Genomic DNA, 15319 nt, shown 5'->3' with positions numbered 1-15319 from the left:
GCCGGCAGGACGCCGGCTTATGAATGCTTTCTTCGTTATCGTAGTAGTTATTCATATTATTTTAAACATGCAAGTAAAGAATACCATGGATTAATTTAATGTACTAGTGTCTTGTATGGATTCAAGATCAGCCGCAGTAATAAGGACATCCCTCGGTTTGCTGCCTCTATTTTCTGAAATGAATCCTTGTTTTTCCATCATATCAATCAACCTGGCTGCCCTATTATAGCCTATTTTAAATCTTCTTTGCAGACTAGAAGTGGAAGCTGAGCCCTGATCAACAACAAACTCGCATGCTTCAAAAAACAGTTCATCCTCTTCTTCAATGGCTTGGGCTTTTTTCAGAAGCTCTTCCTGCTCAAATAAGTAATCAGGTTCTTGTTCCCTGCGTACATGGGCTACAACATCATCAATTTCTTTGTCAGAAACAAATGTCCCCTGGAGTCTTACCGGCTTTGAGGATCCATTTTCAAGGAAAAGCATATCTCCCCGGCCCAAGAGCTTTTCCGCTCCGCTTATATCGATGATTGTTCTTGAATCAATTTGGGATGACACAGAGAATGCAATCCTTGTTGGCACATTCGCTTTGATTAAGCCGGTAATAACATCTACGGAAGGCCGCTGGGTTGCGATAATCAGATGCATCCCGCATGCACGGGCTTTCTGTGCAATCCGGCAAATGGCTTCTTCCACATCGGCCGGCGCCATCATCATCAGGTCTGCCAGCTCATCAATCACAATGACCATAAATGGAAGCTTCTCTGAATATTGCTTATGCTCTTCAGCCAGCTCATTAAAACGGTTTATATCCCGCACACCGGCATGGGCAAATAATTCATATCTGCGTTCCATTTCCTCTACAGCCCACTTCAGGGCAGCTGTTGCTGCTTTTACATCGGTAATAACCGGGCTGACTAAATGAGGGATTCGATTATATGGTGCAAGTTCGACCATTTTCGGGTCAATCAGGAGAAGCTTCAATTCATCCGGACTCGCCTTATACAAAAGGCTTACCAGGATCGTGTTGATACAGACGCTCTTTCCAGATCCCGTTGCACCGGCAATTAAACCGTGGGGCATTTTCCTTAAATCGGTCACAATCGGCTTTCCTGAGATATCAAGTCCAAGCACAGCCGTCAATGGGGAGCTGCCATTCTGGAACTCCGGGGTGCTTATGATCTCACTGATAAATACCGGACGGCTGCTCTGGTTTGGAACCTCAATGCCGATTGTATGCTTTCCTGGAATTGGTGCCTCAATCCTAATATCCCTTGCTGCCAGACTAAGCTTGATATCATCCGAGAGGTTCGTTATTTTATTTACCTTGACCCCCGGTTCAGGCTGCACTTCAAATCTGGTGACAGAAGGTCCCTGCGTAACATTGACAACCCTGGCCCTGACATTGAAATTCTGCAGGGTGGAGTTTAACATCTGTTCCTGCTCGTAAAGCCAATCAGATTCTTCATCCATGATTACCGGCGGTGTCAGTAATGTCCGCGACGGGAATTGGTAATACGAAATGTCATCTTCTTCCTGATTTATCTTCTGTTCCGAAGTCGGGTAATCCTCAATTCTTTCTGCTGAAGCAGCAGACTGCTGGATGCTTTCAGATGGAAACATCGCGATATTATTTTTTTTTCATCTGCAGGGTTTGATACTTTCTCCTGCTGGTTCAATTTTTTTCTGTCATTGTTCAGCATAATGACGTTGAATGGGATTGACCCTCTGGAAGAAGGCTTTTCTTCTTGAACACTTTTTTCCTGCACTGGATTTGATATCTCTTCATTCTCTGATTCTATGTTCATATCCTGGATTAATTGACTTTTCTCTGGGACCTTTTCAGCCTCTGGTTCAGGGATCGCATTAGAATTCAAATCATCCTGTCCGGAAAGTGCTGCTGTGTCTTCTGTATATTCTTCTGTTTCTTCTTCTGTCTCTTCTTCATGAAGAGCCTCTTCAATCAAATTTGAGAGCGATCTGCTTACTTCAGATTTTTCTTCACGATCAATGCTCTCTTCGTGGTTTGAGAAATCATTGCCGGCTGGTGTGGAAGAACCGGGATGACTGACTGGTTCCAGCTCATCCTCCCATGCTGCATGTGTTTCCACTTCACAGGATTCTATCTCCTGGCTTTCCTCCGGAACTTCAAACATTAATTCAGATGATTCACCTATTTTATATTTGTTTGCTGCCGGTTCCTCAGTTTCCGGTACAGCAGCCTGTCTCTGCAAAGCTTCCACCTTAGCGGAAAAGATGGTTTCTTTTTCTTTTTGCGACTCAGCCGCAGTTATCTTAGGCCGGTTAGGAGGAGTCTGCTGAATTTTACGCATAACCTCATCGTATGTAATTTCCCTGCGGTTATTTTCCTGTTCCCCGTTCCCAGATTGATCCTTAGGTGTCTTTGAACCTGGTCTCTTAAACCCATAAATCGGGGATGGAATTTCTGTCGGCTGGAAAGGCCTTTTCTTATTGGCAGCCTCTCTTTCGTTGCGGGTCAAGATTTTTTCTTCATTTGCAGGTGATGGCGCAGTCTTTTTTTGCCGCTCTCTTTCTGCGGAACGCGGCGCCCTTTTTTCATGAAATGGAGAATCTGCTGGTTTTCTCTGCCGCTCCGTTTCTCTTACCCTTGGCTGCCGTTTTTCAGATGTTTCTTTAACCGTCTGCCCGCGTGTATGCTCCTGCTTTTGCTGCCTCTTGTTTTCCCGTGCTGCTTCATGGTCAGGTATGACTGGAAAACGGAATTGGCCTTTAGGATATTGATAAACTACTTTAGCATCTACATCTCTTGAACTTTCTTTTGTACTTTGAGAAGCAGGCTGTTTCTCCTGGTTTCGCTCATCCGCATGATCTTCAAATTCCTCATATTCTTCATCATTATCTTTAAACATATGGAACAGCTTCTTAATCCAGCTCATTTATATCAACTCTTTCTATCAAAAACTTTGTTAGACTATCTCTATTATTTTAGCAGTTATTCACAGATTTTGAATAAGAAATCCGAGAATGAGTCCTTTTAAAGGCAGAATGGGTAAATTTACAAACAAACAAAGAGCTGCAGACATACTTTCGACTCAGGGAGGTTAATAATTCATTTGTACAGACAGCTGATTTTTTCGCAATACTAATAGAAATAATTGATTGATATATATTTCGAAAATAAATTACCTCTCCTGGGGGTTTAATACCTTTTTTCACGATGGGTCGGCAAGTTTTCCAATCAACTCAGTAAATAATACACAATTTGCAACAGACCTTGCGAAAACAGCCAATAAAAAAGACCACAATTGATGTGGCCTTTAAAAGCTATTTCTTTTTATTCTTACCCAAAATAAATATGGGTTCAAACTCTCCATTTTCGTATAGAAATGAAAGGGAGGTGATGGGCACTCTGCCGCTCGCAAAGAAGCTCATAGTCATCTGGGCGAGAACGTCATAGCCTGTTTCATTTTTAATATCAGCAATGATTAATACATCCTGATGCGGAACGGCCACTGCCATGGTTCCTTCTGCTTTCCTGCTCATTTCTTTAATGAACGAATCATTCAGTATCCTGCTTGCATCATATCCATCATTCTTATTTAAGAAATAGAAAGTATTGCCTGCTACAGTATCTGATTTCATATCGGTCGAGAGAGATCTTACATTAAAGAGAGCCGTTTCTTTAATTCTTTCCGGATCCCAGCCCTCTTTTTCCATTAGCTGTGCATCTATAAGGCGATACGTTTTACCGAGGTCAAGAGCATAGTAGATACGGGTTTCAGCAGTATGTTCATCTGTCAGAAAAGGAACACCTTCCTGTGATTCACCCGGAAAAGAAGTTGATCGAATGACTGGAAAAATGTTTTTTTCATGGCCGGATAAATGAGCATCCTCCACCATTGCTTCCAGGCCTTCCTCCACATAATAAACGACTTCGTCAATCGCTTTTTCCTTTTGCTCCTGCCATTTAGCTATAATGCCAGGCAAAGAGATGGTAATTCCTTTTCCAGTGTCCTTATTTTCTATTCTAAGCTGATCTTTCTCTCTGTCAAAAGAGAAAGTCCGGTTCTCTTTTGCTAAGCGCTGCTCTAATTCATTTTTCATTTTTCTGCTATCCATTTTCATATATAAGCCCCTCCTTTGGGGATTGATTTCCGACTATCATTTTACACTAATAAACCCTCCTGCTCAAAAAAGATGCAGGAGGGCTTAAAGCGGAAGTGTCTTGCCCGCCACTGCAAATCGAGGGGGCATGCGCTAAAGCTGACATTTATTAAATAATTGCCAGGCCTAGTTTTCCAGAGTTTGAATGAAGTTCTCGATTTCTTCCTGAGTTTTGCGGTCTTTGCTGACAAAGCGGCCGAGCTCCTGGCCATCCCTGTATCCAATGAAGCTTGGAATGCCAAAGACATCAAGCTCAATGCAAAGATCAATGAATTGATCGCGGTCTACATAAACGAAATTATAGTCACTATATTTTGCTTCAACTTCAGGCAATACCGGTTCAATCACCCGGCAATCAGGACACCAGTCTGCTGAAAACATGAAAATGTGTTTCCCTCTGCTGCGCATCTCGTTAAATTGCTCCATTGATTCCAATTTTTTCATTTCCTTACGCCCCCTGTGCTGATATGCATGTCTCCAAATTGGATCCAGCCTTTTTTCCTCATATATTCAGATAATATCAGGCTGATGAGAGCGGGTCCAATAATATGCAAGATGATGACCTTCATCCAAACGTCCGGGCCAAAGCCCATCGTGGTAAAAGTCATAATCTGGCCAACAAGCCCGCTTGTACCCATCCCTGCCCCTGCAGCATTGTTTTCCATTAGCCAGATGGTCGTGCCAAACGGTGCGAGAATCGCTCCTGCGATGGTAGGCGGAATAAGGATGCGCGGGTTTCTAATAATATTAGGCACCTGAAGCATGGATGTTCCAATTCCTATCGCAATTAAACCGCCCATTTTATTTTCCCTGTAGCTGCTCACAGCGAAGCCGACCATTTGTGCTGCACAGCCAATTGTGGCAGCTCCTGCTGCAACTCCGTGCAGATCAAGCATAAGCGCAATGGCAGCTGAAGAGATGGGAGCCGTCAAGGCAAGTCCCATTAATACCGCGACAATGATCCCCATGAGGATCGGCCTTTGTTCGGTTCCCCACATGATCAGGCTGCCAAAGCTTTTCATTCCAAAGTCAATTCCGGGTCCAATAAATGTAGAAACGACATAACCTGATGCGATGGTAACAAGCGGTGTTACAATAATATCCACTTTAGTTTCCTTACTGACCAATTTTCCAAGTTCCGTGGAAATAAGGGCTGCAGCGAAGCTCCCTGCCGGGCCTCCGAGTGCCGCCCCGGCAGCCCCGCTTGCGATGGCTGAAAAGACAACCAGCGGGGGAGCATTCAGTCCGTATGCAACTGCCACTCCAATTGCAGGGCCCATCAGCCCCATAGCCAAAATGCCCATATCCTGCAAATATTTGATATCAGTCTGTTCTCCAATTGTCTTAATAATCAGCCCGATGATCAGCGAAGCAAACAAGCCCAGCGCCATACTGCTCAGGGCATCTATGAAATAAACTTTAGCTGAAAGGGTAACCCCTTTTCGATTCAGGAAATCTCTCATAATTTTCCCCCTATGTAAAAGTTCTGCATTTATAAGATAACATATGTAAAGACACTTGTAATATAAAATCTTCTATATTCTTATTGTTCTTTTAATAGGGGCTTTCTATTATAACAATAAAAAATTCAGCTGCTTATAAAGGCAAATTAAAAAACGAAGGGCAGGGCCCCTCGCTTTAGTTATTCATTTGAACAGAATTGGCTATTTCCATCATCGCAGCGGCGTCAGAGGATAAGTTTCTGGTTTTAGCCTGCGTTGATAATTTTACGCCGCCAATCCCGACGACCAATTCATGTTCGTCTTTTTTTCCGCTGTTGATTAATAGGAAGCCATTATGTCCCTTTTTTGTAAACTTCTCTTTAACTTCAAATTCATCTTTCTGCTTTAAGGTAGCATCATAAACAATCCTGCTGTCCGGACCTTCATGCTGATTGTAAAAAAGGATGTATCGTTTCGAACCATTTTTTAAAATGATGTTATTTGGGCTTTCCTCTTCTACTTCATAGCCGAAAGGCAAATAATATTCTATATCTTCAAACTTATGATTTGTCTTTTCAGGTGATTGGTTAAATGCTTCCTCTGCAGCATTTTTTGCGGCGGTTTGCTCTTCTTCCAACGATGCTGAACAGGCACTGAGCAGTATAAATGAAATAACTAAGAGCAAGGCTGCGGTGAATCTTTTACTCATTCTATTGTCCCCTCCTTGCATGGATTCTCATATCCTTCCCTATCATACATTTCTTCTCAATAGTCTGACAACCCTTCATATCAGGATTGGCAGCCTTTTCACTGCGTTACTTCCTAGAAGAAATGTTAAAATATAAGAATATTGCATAAAGGAGGAAGAAGAATGGAAATAAACGTCTATTTAGCAGGTGAAATACATTCCAATTGGCGCAATGAAATAAAGGAAAAAGCAAAATTATTACAGCTGCCTGTTCATTTTACAGGTCCAATGGAAAATCATGACCGTTCTGACATGATTGGAGAGGAAATTCTCGGGACGCAGCCGGATGCCATACTTCGGGATGAAGCTGCTTCAGGCATTAATAACTTAAGAACACAGCTTCTAATGCAAAAATCAGATCTGGTGATTGCATTATTTGGTGAGAAGTACAAGCAATGGAACACCGCCATGGATGCAAGCGCAGCTGCCGCACTTGGAAAGCCGCTGATCCTTATCCGTCCAAAGGAACTTCACCACCCTCTAAAAGAGCTTTCAAGCAAAGCAAATGTTACTGTTGAAACTGTCAGCCAGGCATTGAAAGTTTTGTCGTACATCTTTGAAACCGAATAAAAAAAGGGGGTAGCGCTTGAACTGTACCCCCATTTACGGACAGTTTATAAAAAAGCGCTATGCAGCTAATAAGTGACCCCGGTATTGTGCCGGGGTCATTTTATTTAAGCCCCATTGATAACGATGATGATTATATTCTTCGATTACACGATCTACTTCTTTCTTTACATCCTTTATATTATCAAGTGATTTATACTCTGATAAGTCTTTAAAATGTCCAAAGAAACTTTCCATTGGTGCGTTATCCCAACAGTTTCCCTTTCGGGACATTGACTGAGTTAGGCCAAGCCTTTTTACTTTGCTTTGGAATAGAGGATGCGTGTAGTGCATTCCTTGGTCAGAATGCAATATGGCCTCTGGATGAAAGTGGTTGCCAACAGCTGTCTTTAACTTTTTTAACGTTTTATAAACAATATCCATCTCTAAAGACGTGGAAAGGTAGTAGGCAAAAATTTCTTTTGTAGCTCCGTCCTTTACGCAGGATAAATATGCTTTTTGGCCCTTTCCATAATAAAGATAAGTAATATCAGTAAGCAGAACTTTTCCTGGCACTTCCTGATTGAATTCACGGTCAAGAAGGTTAGGGCAGGTTCGATGTTCCTGAGTTGCCTTAGCCATCTTACGATATGGATTGGCTTTCCTTATCTTAGCTACAAGATTATATTTTGCCATTAAACGTCTAATCTTCTTGTGGTTCATTACAGCTGAATACTCATTCTCCATAACCATTTTAATCTGGAGGGCACCTACTTTTTCTCTTTTGCTTATGAAAATTTCTCGGATTAACTCTATGTCCAATTCATCCTGATCGTCACGTTGTGCCCGCAATGGTGCAGCCTTCAACCAATCATAGTAGCCACTTCGACTGACACCTGCCAGTTCACACAGGTAGGAAACAACTTTATTTAACTGATGAATTCTGATTGTTTTCTCGATCAGCGAAAACTTCTCAGCTGCCGTTAATATCGTTTCTTCTTCAACGCCTGCCTTTCTAACTCTTCCAGCTTTTTTAAGAAGTCATTCTCTGCCTCAAGGAATTTAATTCTTGCTTCAGCTTTTTTTAATTTCTCTTCTACGGAAAGTTGCTTTAAAGAAGGACGCCCGGTACTCCCTTTGCCTCTACGTTCCGTAAGGAAACCTTCCTTTCCAAACCTTTCATATGAATCCCTCCAACGTTTAAGACAACGCTGGGGTTGTTTCTTACCGATCATGTCCAGGTCGAAGCCCTGTTCAATAAAGATTTGCGACGGTGCTTTTCCATTTTTATAATCCGTAACTGCTTTTAGCTTAAACTCAGGACTATAGGAGATTGACCTTTCAGAAGCGCATAAAACATTAGGATTCTTTTCAAGCTCTTTAATTTGAAATTCATTATAAATATTCTTACTCATGTTAATCCTCCGCCCATATTCATTAAATCTATTGAAACACAAAAAACCCCAGATAGGGGCACTTTTTTATCAGTGTCCGCTATCCGGGGTATAGTTCAGCTAAGCTATCCCCTTTTTCTATATTCATATTGCCCGATAAGAAGCTTCATGACATGCGAGAACATGGCAGCACGGTCAATCTGCCCATTTGTAAAAATTCCAACTGCTCCTTCATTTTTACGGACGTTTTCTATTTGTGCATAATCATCCATGACAGGGCCCAGTTCTTCGCCAGCTGATAGCCTTTTTGCAACAGCTTCAGGAAGAGGAATCCTTGCTCCGCCTGCAATAATCGGAGGCTTTTCTTTTTCCGCCAGAGCCCCCCAGTTACAGAGAAAAAGCCCATATTCTGTTTTTTGCACACCTCCCTCTAACCCAATGCCGATTTGACCTCCGGATATCTCAAGTGCTCCAAAAGCTCTGTTAATGGCCCCTTTAATGGTTTCTTCATCCGAAAACGGCTGATCATTCACTCCCGAGGGCACATCTTCGGACATAATGTCTGCTTCATAATCACTAAAGGCCGCCTGTACTGCCGAAATCTTTGCAGGATTTTTTGAACCAATGATGATTTTCATAAATGCTCCTTTCTTTTGACAGGAAAAAGAGACAGCACCTGCTGTCTCATCTGATTAACTGTTTTGACGAATTGTCTCTACTGTTGAACGGTCACAAGACTTTACAAGTTTAACAAGCAATTCTTTTGCCGCTGCATAATCGTCGACATGCACGATAGATGCATGTGTGTGAATATAGCGGGAGCAGATGCCGATTACTGCGCTGGGAACACCTTCGTTTGATACATGAACTTTTCCGGCGTCTGTTCCGCCCTGTGAGACGAAATACTGATATGGGATGTTATTCGTTTCGGCTGTATCCAGTACAAATTCCCTCATGCCCCGGTGTGTTACCATTGAACGGTCCAGTATCCGAAGCAAAGCTCCCTTGCCTAAGTGCCCGAACTCGTTTTTATCCCCTGTCATATCGTTGGCAGGGCTCGCATCCAGCGCAAAGAAAATATCAGGATTGATCATATTCGCTGCTGTCTGTGCACCTCTTAAGCCAACCTCTTCCTGAACTGTTGCTCCTGAAAAAAGGATATTGGGAAGAGCTTCATTCTGGACTTGCTCTAAAAGCTCCACAGCCAAGCCGCATCCGTAACGGTTATCCCAGGCTTTCGCCAAAATTTTCTTTTCATTTGCCATTGGTGTGAATGGACAGATCGGCAAAATTTGCTGCCCTGGCTTAATGCCTATTCTTTTGGCATCTTCACGGTCATCCGCCCCAATGTCAATCAGCATATTCTTTATTTCCATCGGTTTTGAGCGCTTGGCTTCGTCTAAAAGATGCGGAGGAATGGAACCGATAACTCCTGTCACAGGTCCATGATCTGTAATAATTTGTACTCTTTGTGCAAGTAAAACCTGGCTCCACCAGCCTCCAAGTGTCTGAAAACGGATCATTCCATTATCTGTAATGCTGGTGACCATGAATCCCACTTCATCCATATGTCCTGCTACCATTACAGTCGGACCGCTTTCATCGCCTCTTTTAACTCCGAAGATGCCTCCCAGCTTATCCTGGACAACTTCATCTGTATATTGGCTGATTTGTTCACGCATGAATTTCCGGACTAAATGCTCGTTTCCAGGTGCCCCCGGCAACTCTGTCAATGTTTTAAAAAGCTGCAAAGTATTTTCGTTCATCTATTCTTCTCCTTTTTCAATCCTTAGATTGTCTATTACAGTATGTATAATTTTATTTTACAGAACTTTCATACGTCTTTCCACCATTTCAGACAGGAAATTTCGACTGGCGAAATGCAATATTTATTTTAGTTCCAGCCTATTTTTGGTAAGATAGATTTGGAAAACAGAAAATTTTAATAATGAATTACTTTTATCATCAGCCTGGGGAGGTGCTATTATGAATTGGAAATCTTTTATGTTAGGTGTAGGAGTTGGTTTGGCAAGCGGATACGCAGCAAGGGAATTGCTTTCGCAAAAAACTGCTGTTTCCCCTGAAAGAGCTTTAGCTAATGCAAAGGATGCTTTTAAACAGGATGGTCCGATAAGCGGATCATGGATTCAAATGAAAGCTGAACCTTATGAAAAGGGCCATTTAAAATATCAGGTTTATAAGGGCGGCATCTCAAGATTTTCCGGTGAGGAAGCCGAGCAGTATGAGTTCATTGCCGATGCGGAGACTGGAACCATTTTGGACGTCTTCCCGCTGCATTAATCGCCAGCAGCCGAGTTGTATTAAAAAATCCCCGGATGGGGATTTTTTAGCTTTTTTCCTTTTCCACTTTTTCAAGCATATTTCCTGCTTCATCCCACTTGACTGCCCTGTAAAAAGCATCGTGGTAAAAAGTGAACCAAGCATTTCTTTTCATGCCGTATTCCATCCATTTTTCCTTGGCGCTGATGGAATCCATCGGGTAGTCATCATAAGCGAGGACCCATAAAACATTTGCATGGGCATGTGTTGGCATTATATCAGCCATATGAATAACGGTCTCGTCTTCATCTTCTATAACCAGGATGGAATGTCCGTCACTATGGCCGCCTGTATGCACCATTTTAATAGGGCCGATTGTCCACTCTCCATCAAACACTTCCACCTGATCCTGAATGGACTCCCAGTTTTCTTTCCAATATGTATTTCTGGAGCGGATATTAGGATTTCTCATTTCCTCCCATTCAACCCGTGATGCGATGATTCTGGCATTCGGAAATACAGACGAGAATTTTCCTTCTTCCGGTTTTGTCAGTCCGCAGGCATGATCAAAATGAAGATGCGTCATAAGGATATATTCGATATCTCCAGGGGACAAACCGTGCTTAGCTAAATCCTGTTCAACAAACGACTCTTCAAGCGCTCCGAAATTCCTCTTCTGTTTTTCATTCAGTTTCCCGTTTCCCAGACCTGTTTCGACTAAAATATTCTTGCCGTCAAATTGAATAAGAATGGGATCTGTTCTCAGCTCGATCTGATTTCTTTCATTGCATGGATATCTTTTTGACCACAAAGGCTTCGGAACTACACCAAACATGGCTCCACCGTCAAGATATGTGACACCGCCGCGAAGCCAGGATATCTTTATGTTCTTTAACTCCAATGTTTCCATGAGTATCTCCTCCATTTAATATTTCTGAGCAAGCGCTCGCTTATCTTAATAACATCATAACATTTAAGCGCTTACTTGTAGAAATATTTAAATTATTCATGTTTGAATATCAATAAAAAAGAGGCTGACTCAAAAGGTCGTTGAATGACGAATCTTTTGAGTCAGTTTTATTTTTTTGGGTGTTTTTTCTCTATTTTTGAACAAATTATCAAAAATAGAGGGCCAGTTCCCTCTAATATGTTTCCAATTTTATCATGTTTTTTCTCCGTTCATCCCACTTTTTTAAGTTATGGGCAACACAAATAAGACCCCAATCCGTGCTGTTTTTTGATAGGCCTCTTAGAGAAAAACGGCTAAATTTTCGGTTGTGTTTAATCTGTCCAAAGACTGGCTCGACATCAGTTTTTCGATTTCCGTACTTTCGAGCACCCTCTTCTGAGGCAAGTCTCTTCCTGACTTCCTCTCGCTGCTTTTGATTTTCGATGGAGACCTGAACGGTCTTTGTGTCTTTATCTTTAGCACAGGTTATTTGAAACGGACAGCCTTGACACTGGGTACAGTGATACGTTCTTTTAATTGATTCATATCCATTATCTGATTTTCTTTTAGACTCATATTGGAAAGTCAGGCGCTTGCCGTTCTTACAAATCCATTCATCCAACTCCGCATCATAATCCATGTTTTCTATTCTTCCGACTTGTTCTTTCCATTTCCTCTTGCTTTCTTTATCAAATGTATTGTATTTAATGTAGGCTTCGATTTCTTCTTTTTCACAATAAGCATAATTTTCTTCACTCCCATATCCAGAGTCGGCAATTATTGACTTGGGCTTGGGACGGTTATATTTATCCAGTACCTCCATATGAGGAATAAGGCAACCTGGATCACCAGCACGCTGATGCAGGCTAAAACCAACAACGAACTGGTTTTCTGTCCCGATTTGCACGTTGTAGCCAGGTTTCAACTGGCCGTTTTTCATATGATCCTCTTTCATCCGCATGAAAGTAGCGTCCTGATCTGTTTTAGAGTAGCTATTTCTCCCCTCAAAGATCGATTTTTGCTGTTCATATTTTTGTTTTCTTGGCAGAAGGTCTTTTTCCAATTGGTTCTTTACTTTTTTTAAGGTCTTATTTTTCGGTTCCTTTTCTAAACGTTTCTCCAAATTTTTTACCGTTTCAGCTATTTTTTCTGAAGAAATCGGAGACTCTTCTAACTTCTCCATTAGATCTAATTCCTGTTCTGCCTCTTCGTCTTCCTCTGTAACCTGCTCAATCTGAAGGCTAAGCTGTTTAAATTTCTCATCCAATTTCCGATCATATTTCTCAGTCGATTTTCGCCAGACGAAGGTATACTTATTCGCATTAGCTTCTATTTTGGTGCCATCCAGAAAGTAATCCTCTAGTTTTACATAGCCTTCTTCCCGCAAGAGGTCGACAATGGAAAAGAAGGTTTCATAAATGACATCTTTCATTCGTTCAGATCGGAACCGATTAATAGTGCGGAAATTGGGCTGCTGTTCACCTGAAAGCCACATGAAAATAATGTTTTCTGTTAGCTGTTTAGCGATTTGAAGGGAAGAATAAATGCGGTTTGAGTAAGCATAAAGAATAATTTTCAACATCATCTGAGGGTGGTAAGGAGGACTACCGCCTCCTGGATATAAAGATGAAAAGATAGTAGGATTCATCTGATCGACTGCGAAGTCGATCAAACGGGCAAGATGTTGTTGGGGGATACGTACTTGAAGGTCAAATGGAAGAACTAGTTGATTCGTGTTATACTCTCTATACATAAGAAAATCGTTCCTTTCACGTATGGTTGGTTGTGGTGACTTAATTATACCAAAAGTGAACGATTTTCTTATTTTTTTATGCAATCAAAAGAGAGTGCCCAAAAGATATACTTTTGGGACACCCTCTCAATTATCTGTATTGCACTTCACACCGGAATATACGGCTTCCCCTTGATGAGAACTTTTCTTCATATTCGGTCATGATGTTTCCTTCATAATCACTATTGTGAAGGTCGAGGCTGACAAATGTCAGCAGCATGCCATAATCGGAAAAACTCATAAGAGAAGATTCAAACAGTCCCTGGTTATCAGTCTTAAAGTGGATTTCTCCCTTATCCACAAGAATATCTTCATAAATTTCCAGGAAGCTTCTATAAGTCAGCCTGCGTTTTGCATGACGCTTCTTAGGCCATGGATCTGAAAAATTGAGGTAGACACGATTGACTTCGTCTTTTTCAAAGAAATCACGAAGATCATTTGCGTTTACATTCAAAAGCTTTATATTTGAAAGCTCCTCCTCAATGATCCGATCCAGTGCGGTGACAATAACGCTCTCAGCCAGCTCGATTCCAATATAGTTAATATCCGGGTTTGCTTTCGCCATACCAGTTAGGAAGCGGCCTTTGCCTGTCCCAATTTCTATATGAAGGGGCTGATCTTTATCAAATGCTTCATTCCATTTTCCTTTATTCTTTTCAGGTTCTGAAATTACGTATTGAGGATAGTCGGCCAACTTATCCTTTGCCCAAGGTTTATTTCGCTGTCGCATATTGACACTCCTAAAAATTAATATCGTTCAAACAATATCATGCCCATCCCTGTGATGCAACTTTATTTTTAGAGGGATTTGCTAAATTGGTTTATCCCTTGCCAGCAGTTTAACCTGATGGCATTTAATCACTTAAATTACATCCCCGCATGAATAAATAAAAAAGGAATCCACAACCTAAAGTGAATTCCTTTTGCATTTATTTTAAAGATTCAACAGAAAGGATGTTTTTCATGCCGCTTGGACACCAGGATCAATTAAATTTATTAAAAGATATTTTAAGCAATCATCAGACAGATTGCTGTGGCTCTATTTCAGAATGTGAACAATTGGAACGCCTCGTTAAGTCATTAATGATCAACGGAAACATTAATCAAAACGTAAAAACAGTATTAGAAGAAATTTATGAATACAGTCAGCATGGAATCAATTCTTCCCAGTTGGATACCCACATTGAATCCCATCAGAATGATTTATCACAATGGGTACAGGATATTGATCAATTTTCGTAAATCTCAAAGAAGCTCATCCAGGTAAGAAAGCCACTTGTCCATTTCCTGGAATCTGAATTTATTTTTATGCCATTGAATAGATGTCAAAGTCTGTGCAATCACATACCATTTCATGCGGAGCAGCAAATCATCTGTCAATTGAATGCCATACCGCTCAAGCCAATTCGGCCATTCTTCTTTAGGAATGTACCAATATAACAGCATGCCCAGGTCAATGGCGGGATCTGCTATCATGGCTCCATCCCAATCAATCAAGTACAGCTGGTTGTTTTCCGCAAGCAGCCAGTTGTTATGATTCACATCGCAGTGGCACACCGTATTTTCTTCACAGCGGATGTGCGAAACTTCTTTTTCAGGAAATCGACTGACTGAATAACAGCAGCCTGCTCCTTCAGATCACAGTCCAGCTCTTCCTCAATCAAATGCAGAAGAGTTTCAGGCTGCAGCGGAGACTTCCCCATTCTTGTCAGCATACCAAGCAGCGGCTTTGAAGAATGGATCTTACTCAAAAGCTTTGCCACGCTTTCCCGGTTCATGTCAGAAGCTTTCAGCTCCCGTCCATTAAGCCATTGCTGGGCAGTTATAACATCCCCATTTTCCATTCTTTTTGTCCAGATAAGTTTCGGGACGATTCCTTCCGCAGATAGAACCGCCAGGAAAGGAGAAGAGTTTCTTTTAAGAAAAAGCCTCTGCTCATCGTTCTTTGCATAAAAAGCTTCCCCTGTCGCCCCTCCGGCGGGAACAATCTCCCAGTCATGTCCAAATAAATGTTCCAAAATTGTT

15 protein-coding genes and 1 pseudogene are annotated in these 15319 nt (G+C 41.6%); 3 read left to right on the top strand and 13 right to left on the bottom strand.

All coding sequences use genetic code 11. The features are described from left to right. Positions 1 to 90 precede the first annotated feature (90 nt). The 6 genes from LLY41_RS04975 to LLY41_RS04950 all read right to left on the bottom strand — a co-directional run bounded on the left by LLY41_RS04975 (position 91) and on the right by LLY41_RS04950 (position 6294). The gene (locus LLY41_RS04975) at positions 91 to 1620 is read right to left on the bottom strand and encodes a DNA translocase FtsK (RefSeq protein ID WP_370460231.1); all 1530 of its coding nucleotides are present in this window, start codon (positions 1618 to 1620) and stop codon (positions 91 to 93) included. Beyond that, positions 1539 to 2915, bottom strand: a complete 1377-nt coding sequence (locus LLY41_RS04970) for a hypothetical protein (RefSeq protein WP_304587083.1) — start codon at positions 2913 to 2915, stop codon at positions 1539 to 1541. Before LLY41_RS04970 ends, LLY41_RS04975 begins: the two co-directional genes overlap by 82 nt. A gap of 388 nt (positions 2916 to 3303) precedes the next feature. Then, positions 3304 to 4104, bottom strand: coding sequence for a DUF1444 domain-containing protein (locus LLY41_RS04965; RefSeq protein ID WP_095244838.1), 801 nt, complete (start codon positions 4102 to 4104; stop codon positions 3304 to 3306). Between the two features lie 165 nt (positions 4105 to 4269). Further along, positions 4270 to 4587, bottom strand: a complete 318-nt coding sequence (locus tag LLY41_RS04960) for a thioredoxin family protein (protein WP_095244837.1) — start codon at positions 4585 to 4587, stop codon at positions 4270 to 4272. Next, positions 4584 to 5606: a PTS sugar transporter subunit IIC gene (locus tag LLY41_RS04955; RefSeq protein ID WP_095244836.1), complete on the bottom strand. Its 1023-nt coding sequence runs from the start codon at positions 5604 to 5606 to the stop codon at positions 4584 to 4586. The genes LLY41_RS04960 and LLY41_RS04955 overlap by 4 nt, the downstream gene beginning before the upstream one ends. A 175-nt stretch (positions 5607 to 5781) precedes the next feature. Further along, the gene (locus LLY41_RS04950; protein ID WP_095244835.1) at positions 5782 to 6294 is read right to left on the bottom strand and encodes an outer membrane protein assembly factor BamD; all 513 of its coding nucleotides are present in this window, start codon (positions 6292 to 6294) and stop codon (positions 5782 to 5784) included. Positions 6295 to 6456: 162 nt separating this feature from the next. Between LLY41_RS04950 and LLY41_RS04945 the strand changes: the two genes are divergently transcribed. Then, positions 6457 to 6903, top strand: a complete 447-nt coding sequence (locus LLY41_RS04945) for a YtoQ family protein (protein ID WP_095244834.1) — start codon at positions 6457 to 6459, stop codon at positions 6901 to 6903. A 57-nt stretch (positions 6904 to 6960) separates the two neighbouring features. Here LLY41_RS04945 and LLY41_RS04940 read toward each other — a convergent pair. The 3 genes from LLY41_RS04940 to LLY41_RS04930 form a co-directional block, all read right to left on the bottom strand. Further along, positions 6961 to 8294, bottom strand: a protein-coding gene (locus LLY41_RS04940) for an IS3 family transposase (protein WP_304587082.1) whose coding sequence is annotated in 2 segments (ribosomal slippage) — positions 6961 to 7922 and positions 7922 to 8294 — 1335 coding nt in all. Because the reading frame shifts where the segments join, the coding sequence is not laid out codon by codon here. Positions 8295 to 8398: 104 nt separating this feature from the next. After that, the gene (locus LLY41_RS04935) at positions 8399 to 8911 is read right to left on the bottom strand and encodes a DUF84 family protein (RefSeq protein WP_095244477.1); all 513 of its coding nucleotides are present in this window, start codon (positions 8909 to 8911) and stop codon (positions 8399 to 8401) included. A 54-nt stretch (positions 8912 to 8965) separates the two neighbouring features. Next, on the bottom strand, positions 8966 to 10039 hold the full coding sequence (locus LLY41_RS04930) for a M42 family metallopeptidase (protein ID WP_095244478.1): 1074 nt from the start codon (positions 10037 to 10039) through the stop codon (positions 8966 to 8968). A gap of 220 nt (positions 10040 to 10259) precedes the next feature. Between LLY41_RS04930 and LLY41_RS04925 the strand changes: the two genes are divergently transcribed. Further along, positions 10260 to 10574 carry a PepSY domain-containing protein gene (locus LLY41_RS04925; RefSeq protein WP_095244479.1) on the top strand — a complete coding sequence of 105 codons (315 nt, stop codon included), beginning with the start codon at positions 10260 to 10262 and terminating at the stop codon, positions 10572 to 10574. 46 nt (positions 10575 to 10620) lie between these two features. Here the strand turns inward: LLY41_RS04925 and LLY41_RS04920 are convergent, their stop codons facing one another. The 3 genes from LLY41_RS04920 to trmB form a co-directional block, all read right to left on the bottom strand. Beyond that, positions 10621 to 11463: a YtnP family quorum-quenching lactonase gene (locus tag LLY41_RS04920; protein ID WP_095244480.1), complete on the bottom strand. Its 843-nt coding sequence runs from the start codon at positions 11461 to 11463 to the stop codon at positions 10621 to 10623. A gap of 232 nt (positions 11464 to 11695) precedes the next feature. Then, on the bottom strand, positions 11696 to 13255 hold the full coding sequence (locus tag LLY41_RS04915; RefSeq protein ID WP_304587081.1) for an IS1182 family transposase: 1560 nt from the start codon (positions 13253 to 13255) through the stop codon (positions 11696 to 11698). A 130-nt stretch (positions 13256 to 13385) separates the two neighbouring features. Continuing rightward, the gene (gene trmB, locus LLY41_RS04910) at positions 13386 to 14024 is read right to left on the bottom strand and encodes a tRNA (guanosine(46)-N7)-methyltransferase TrmB (protein ID WP_304587080.1); all 639 of its coding nucleotides are present in this window, start codon (positions 14022 to 14024) and stop codon (positions 13386 to 13388) included. Positions 14025 to 14257: 233 nt separating this feature from the next. Here trmB and LLY41_RS04905 point away from each other — a divergent pair, with 233 nt between their 5' ends. After that, complete coding sequence (locus tag LLY41_RS04905) at positions 14258 to 14536, top strand: YtzH-like family protein (protein ID WP_035330369.1); 279 nt, start codon at positions 14258 to 14260, stop codon at positions 14534 to 14536. 3 nt (positions 14537 to 14539) lie between these two features. Here the strand turns inward: LLY41_RS04905 and LLY41_RS04900 are convergent. Further along, a pseudogene (locus LLY41_RS04900) lies at positions 14540 to 15312 on the bottom strand (phosphotransferase). Between the last annotated feature and the right edge of the window lie 7 nt (positions 15313 to 15319).

Origin of the sequence: Cytobacillus firmus, assembly GCF_023612095.1 — a bacterium.
Classification (GTDB): domain Bacteria; phylum Bacillota; class Bacilli; order Bacillales; family Cytobacillaceae; genus Cytobacillus.
Note: the sequence above shows the minus strand (reverse complement) of the source record. Positions and strands in the feature narration are given on the sequence as shown.